The organism is Moorena sp. SIO4E2, from assembly GCF_010671945.1.
Taxonomy (GTDB): Bacteria; Cyanobacteriota; Cyanobacteriia; order Cyanobacteriales; family Coleofasciculaceae; genus Moorena; species Moorena producens.
In genome coordinates this window covers 1-5,940 of record NZ_JAAHIE010000459.1, presented here as the reverse complement: position 1 = coordinate 5,940, position 5,940 = coordinate 1, and the positions used below count along the sequence as shown (strand labels likewise).

Sequence of the window (5,940 nt, the reverse complement as noted above, 5' to 3'; positions counted from 1 at the left end):
TGAATTTATTCAGCGCTGGTACTATAGTCAGATTCAAGACAAAGCAGAAGCACAACGACTTAAAGAAAGCCTGAGCAACTTACTATCTGAGCATCAGCAGATTAAACTTTTGGCACAAAACCCCCTATTGTTGACGATTATTACTTTAATTCACCGCTATCATTTCCGATTGCCTTTGGAGCGCTATCAGCTTTATGACCAGGCAGTAGACCTGTTATTAACCTCCTGGGATAATCAACCAGATATTAATAAACCAGATATTAGTAATAATCAGAAGCTGAAATATCTGGGATTGAATGATTGCAGACGATTGATGGAACGTCTCGGGTATTGGATGCATACCCAGGAGAGTAAAAAGGAAAAAGGTAAAAAGCAGAAAGAAGGTAGGATAGTAATTAATCGAGATGAACTGATCGCTTGGTTTGGTAGAGAAATTCAAACCCTGAAACAGATTCAGTTATACGATGCCAAGGCAGAAGCCAAACGGTTGCTTAATTTGATTAGCGTTCGCGTAGCGGCTCGTACCGAGCATCGCGTAGCGGCTCGTACCGAGCATCGCACTGGCATTTTAACACAACAAGGGTTGGATGGTTACGCCTTTATCCATAAAATATTTCAAGACTATCTTTGTGCTCAAGAAATTAACTATCAAGCCGATAATGAAGAGAATTTTGATATTATCCTGACTCATATCCAAGACTATCTCCATGACTCCCACTGGCAAGACGTGTTGCTCCTACTAATTGCTCAGCTTAAACCAAAAAAAGCCGCTAAAGCAATTCAGGAAATTTTAAATCATGACAGTGAGTATGAGTCTTGGTTACATCGAGATTTATTATTTGCTGCCACTTGCCTTGCCGAAAATCCTCAACCCTTGAAGATAGCAGATAATTCCCTACTGCAAGAGATTTTAGCAGCATTGGTTACCCTAGCAGCCAGTGATTCACGGCGAGTTGGTTACCAAATTCATCAGCAAGTCTTTCAAACCCTTTCCGACTTGAATCAAACTGAGATTAAACTTGACGTTTTACAACTGTTGAAAGATAGAGCCAACTCTCAGAAAGATACACAATCCCAGGAACGCCAAGTCGAGTTAGGGCAAAACCAATTAGGGCAAAACCAGTTAGAGCAAAACCAATTAGGGCAAAACCCGACAGTCCTCAAAACCTTTTTGGCAGGGCTAGAAGATAAAAATAATACCGTGCGTCACCAGGCCAGTGAGATATTAACTAGTGATAGATTAACTAGTGTAACTAAATTAGACTATCCCGACTATTATCTCACTACTACCGAGCACACTAGTCTTCAAAAAAATATTCAGAACTTATCACTAAGCGCTATTGTCAGATTAGACAATACTTCAGAAAGCTTAGTAAATACATTGCTGAGCTGGCTAAAAGATGACGATGCTACCATTCGTTCTGAAGCAGCTTTAGCATTAGGTGAATTGGATCAGGTTTCTGAGCCAGTAGTGAATAGCTTGTTGATGGGGCTAAACGATAAAAATGCTCGTGTTCGTTACTCCAGTATCTGGGCATTGGGCAAATTGAAGCAGCATGGTAAAACCGTTGTGAGTGCCTTATTGACAAGGCTAAACGATCAAAATTCTCGTGTTCGTTGCTTGAGTGCTTCGGTCTTGGGTAAATTAGAGCAGCCTGGTGAAACCGTAGTCAGTGCTTTAGTCACATGCCTCAAAGATAAAGATTCTGATCTCCGTTGTGCCGCTGCTACTGCTTTAGGTCAGTTAGGTAATGGTCAGTTAGGGAACCTTTCTGAAACAGTTGTCAGTGCCCTACTACCACAACTAGAGGATCAAGATTCTGATGTACGTTGTGCCACTATTAATGCCTTGAGCCAGTTGGGTAATTCTTCACAAGTTGTGATCACTGCCTTGCTGGGGTGCCTCAAAGATGAGGAGTCTGGTGTACGAGCCTCAGCTGCTGAGACCTTGGCTGAGTTAGGTAAACCATCTAGTTATGTGTCCAGTGCTCTTGCACAATGGATTGAGCTGCACCAAGCCTCAGACTATGTTGGTAGTGGGATTGATGCTCTATGGAATTTGGAGAACCCAAAGTAGGTTATTAGTTATAGGTCAGATCATTTTTGGCAAAAATCACCATTCTATTCTGAAGAAAATCAATAGTTTTAGGATAAATCCATTCTGGAACCTTTGGAGATTCTTGGTCAAATACAATGTGATAAGGATAGTTTTCCTCTAAAAGATCGCTAAAAAATTTGTATAGGGAAGGATAGTCATTTTTAAGACGGACAATAAATCTTTTGTAGTAGCGGGAATTAACCGCAATATAGTCTGGTTTTCGGTCTTTCAATCTCTCAAGGTTATACCATTGTGTATCTTCTTCTCTATCTTCCTTCTCCCAGCGTATATGTGTTGACCACTGCAGGCGTGCCATGATCCAGGGATTATCTTTAAATAGACGGCTAAACTTTTTTTTACGCCCGCTAATATCTGGCATTATTTGTTCTGTTAAAATCACCCCTGGTATCTTACTAAATTGTGGAGAATAGGCACTCGATTCTATTGAACTTCCCTTTTCAATATTTGTTTTTACCCACTCTTGAGCTACCATTCGAGGGTCTTCTGTAAAACGCTTACCCACATAAAAACTGCAAATCAAGTTGTAACTTAAAATAACTAGTAAAAGTCCAATCATTAACCACCGATTTCCCTTGATTTTATTCCAGAATAGACCAGAAATAATTAAACCAAAAGGAACTATTGGCATGACGAAGCGAGTTTCCATTCTCGGAAAAGAGCCAAACTTAAAATAATATAATAAAAATACACTAAAAAGTAACAATATCCCTTTATGTTCGAGGGGTTTTTCCTTGTCTACAGCAAGACTATAAAAACAAAATAAGAAGCCAAGCAAAAACACTAACCATGATGGTAAACCGATAATTTCTTGGATGGCGACAACAAATTCCCCAAAACTATTCCCTTCTGCAATTCCCCCATAGACAGGGGTGACAATATAGTTGTACCAAAAATGCTCCCAAAAAGTATAATAGTCAAGTAAGGCAAAGGGATTGCATACCAAAAAACCAATAATGACCATCGAAAGACCAATAATAAGTTTTTTGTCGAACAGTGATTTTTTCCATTGCCTCCATGATCTCGAAGTCAAGGAAAGAACATGAGCAACAACAATTCCCATTCCTATTGCCAAACCATTATATTTAGTAGCTGTGGCAATTCCCGTGCAAAAACCAGCTATAACATAATCCGATAACTTGCCAGATAACAAAATATTTTGAGCGAAATAGAAGGATAATAACATCCAAAACATTACGGGAATCTCTGTTGTCAAAAAATGACTAAAGCTGATGAAGCCTGCGCTGGTAGCAAAAATAATTGTCACTAGGCGAGCTGGGAAAACCCCAAAAAACCTCTTGCAGATCTGATAGACTAAAATAATTGAACCTAAAAACAGAAAAACTGTTAGCATTCTTGACCAGAGGAGTTTAGCTGGATTAATATCATCGGCGGATAGATGTAGAGTATTGCCGATTAATTCAAAGGGTAAAACAGATAAAAAGTAAACAAAATAGGTATGAAAAGGTGGCTTCTGAAATGATTCGGGATTGAAAGGTAATTTTCCAGCTTGAAAAAGTTCTTTAAAGCCCATTTGGTCAGGATTCCATTCTTCCACCCATCCCCAATTAATCCCGTAGATACAGAAAACTAGACCCAAGAAAAGAGCAAATAGCAAAACCTTGTCTAATTTTTTGAGCATTTTAGCACTATTCATATCATGTCTGCTTGATTACTTACGATACAGCAGTTTTCAATTGGGTTAGGTACTTTCGTCTTGGGTTTTAGGGAGCAGGGACTGCAGTCGCTCTCAGAAAAAATGGCTAAAAGTATTGCTAGGCAACGCTTTTAGCCATTGAGATACTATTTAGTATAAAAAATCAATTATCAAAATCTCAAAGCTATAAACAATAGTAGTTTGAGGCGACTAAAGTATATAGCTTAGTCTAACAGGTACCGAAAAGCCATTAATAATAACTATCAAGATTTCAGCATCCTGTATCCGTAAGTTGTCAGATACCTTTAAATCGACAAAAATTCCACATCCTTAGTCATATTCAACGTATCCACAATCTTTTCCCCAGTATGATAAGCCGCTAGCAGAACTTCGCTAGTTTTGCCCCATGCGATCGCACCATTAGCATCTAGAGCGATAGCGGCAAAATCTCGCTGATTCTTCCGAGCTTCCTTAAATGAACGCTCCATTGCATTAACCAGGGATAAACCATCAGTGACTCGCACCACAATCCTTGCTGCTAGACACTCTTCCATAATGTCTTCCCCGATACCGGTGCAGCTCACTGCTGCATTTGCCGTAGCGTAATTTCCTGCTGGCATCGCCGAGTCACTGACGCGACCAATCCGTTCAAAACCCTTACCACCAGTAGAGGTCCCTGCTGCCAGATGACCCCGGCCATCTAGTACAACCACACCAATGGTTCCCCGTCGAGCTTCAGAGCTGGTCACCAATTCGTCCTCAGCAATAACCCCCGCCATCTTATGGCTAAAATTGGCCTGCCTTTCTTGGAGCCACTCTTGTAACCGCAGCTTCGTCATAGGATTGTAAACCGGGAGTTGAAGGTCTCGTAACAATTCTGCCGCTCCATAGTCCGACAGCACGCGGTCATCGGAGCCTTGCAACGCTTCTGCCAGCTGAATCGGATGCTGCACTCGCGACACATTAATCACACCGCTGAAGCGTTGAGATTGACCTTCCATCAGGGACGCACTCATCCGGATTTGCCCATCTGATTGCAACACCGAACCGGTTCCAGCATTAAAGCGGGGGTCATCTTCTAACAGTTGGCAACCTCGGACAACAGCATCAGTCGCACTAGTACCGTTCACTAACAAGGCATAAATCTCCTCAATAATTGAGTGGAGGGACTTGCGAATCGCATCAGCCCCTCCTTTGCCTTTTATAGAACTACCAGCACCACCGTGGATAATGACTTTGGGACACACCGTCTTCACAAACATACACAATACTGAAGAAAATATTAAGGATTAGAACACATAGTGTGAATTATGAGACTCTGATGTGTCAAGTATGAAAATATACAAAACACAAAAAGTTCACTGACAAAACCTTTGGAAGTAGCCCTGGTTATCGTTTATACCTCATCCCTGCTTCACACCAGATTTCCTTCTGCGACAGCGTTCTGAGCAATATTTGACTTCCTCCCAACAATCTTCCCATTTTTGGCGCCATGTAAAGGAACGTTGACAAACAGGGCAAATTTTTGTTGGCAGGTTCGATTTGGATTGCTTACGTGTCATATTAGTTTTATTATAAACTATGAATAATTATAATTGTAACATTTTATTAAGTTATCTCAAGTTTATTTAAGTTTATTTAACAAAAGTTAATTATACAGCGGTTAATTGTTAATTGTTAATCGTGAATTGTTAATCGTGAATTGACCACTTTTGAGTTTTGATTGTCTATAGAAATTCTAAATAGGTTGTGAAATTTCACGGGGGCAGGATACCCGTACTCACCAGGATTTTGGGTTTCTGAATTTTCACAACTCGTTTATAAAACCTATAATTTTTCCGACTTATCAAGTACTTCGTCCTAGGTTTTAGGCAATAGGTTTTAGGCAATAGGGAGTAAGGATAAGCCAATTGACTGTACATCATTACTCGGAGAAATGCTATAGTAGTGGACAAAAGAACTCTTCTCGCCTGTCCCAACTAATCGATAACTAGATAACCATTAATCAAACTAAGAGGATATCTGAAAAGTGTTTTTATAGTGAATTTTGCCCCCCTAGCCCCCCAACTTTGGGGGGAAAAAGAGTCCGTTTGCTTCTAAAAGTCCCCCAAGATTGGGGGATTTAGGGGGCTTGGATGTAGCAAATGAGACTTCTCAGACAACCTCT

Annotated in this window: 4 protein-coding genes; 1 reads left to right on the top strand and 3 read right to left on the bottom strand. The window is 40.4% G+C overall.

The genetic code is table 11. The features are described 5' to 3' along the window. Positions 1 to 2,077: HEAT repeat domain-containing protein (locus tag F6K37_RS30420; RefSeq protein WP_287254242.1), on the top strand; the 2,077-nt coding region annotated here is incomplete at its 5' end. Positions 2,078 to 2,081: 4 nt separating this feature from the next. Here F6K37_RS30420 and F6K37_RS30415 read toward each other — a convergent pair. The 3 genes from F6K37_RS30415 to F6K37_RS30405 form a co-directional block, all read right to left on the bottom strand. Next, entirely contained in the window at positions 2,082 to 3,773 is a 1,692-nt protein-coding gene (locus F6K37_RS30415; protein WP_287254240.1) for an ArnT family glycosyltransferase, read from the bottom strand. Positions 3,774 to 4,078: 305 nt separating this feature from the next. Beyond that, complete coding sequence (locus F6K37_RS30410) at positions 4,079 to 5,035, bottom strand: isoaspartyl peptidase/L-asparaginase (RefSeq protein WP_287254238.1); 957 nt, start codon at positions 5,033 to 5,035, stop codon at positions 4,079 to 4,081. A 141-nt stretch (positions 5,036 to 5,176) separates the two neighbouring features. Beyond that, positions 5,177 to 5,335: a DUF2256 domain-containing protein gene (locus F6K37_RS30405; RefSeq protein ID WP_071986927.1), complete on the bottom strand. Its 159-nt coding sequence runs from the start codon at positions 5,333 to 5,335 to the stop codon at positions 5,177 to 5,179. Positions 5,336 to 5,940: the final 605 nt, after the last annotated feature.

Excerpts from the sequence above, each read along its gene's own strand:
- F6K37_RS30415 (WP_287254240.1), bottom strand. The coding sequence starts at position 3,773 with ATGAATAGTGCTAAAATGCTCAAAAAATTAGACAAGGTTTTGCTATTT.
- F6K37_RS30410 (WP_287254238.1), bottom strand. The coding sequence starts at position 5,035 with ATGTTTGTGAAGACGGTGTGTCCCAAAGTCATTATCCACGGTGGTGCT.
- F6K37_RS30405 (WP_071986927.1), bottom strand. The coding sequence starts at position 5,335 with ATGACACGTAAGCAATCCAAATCGAACCTGCCAACAAAAATTTGCCCT.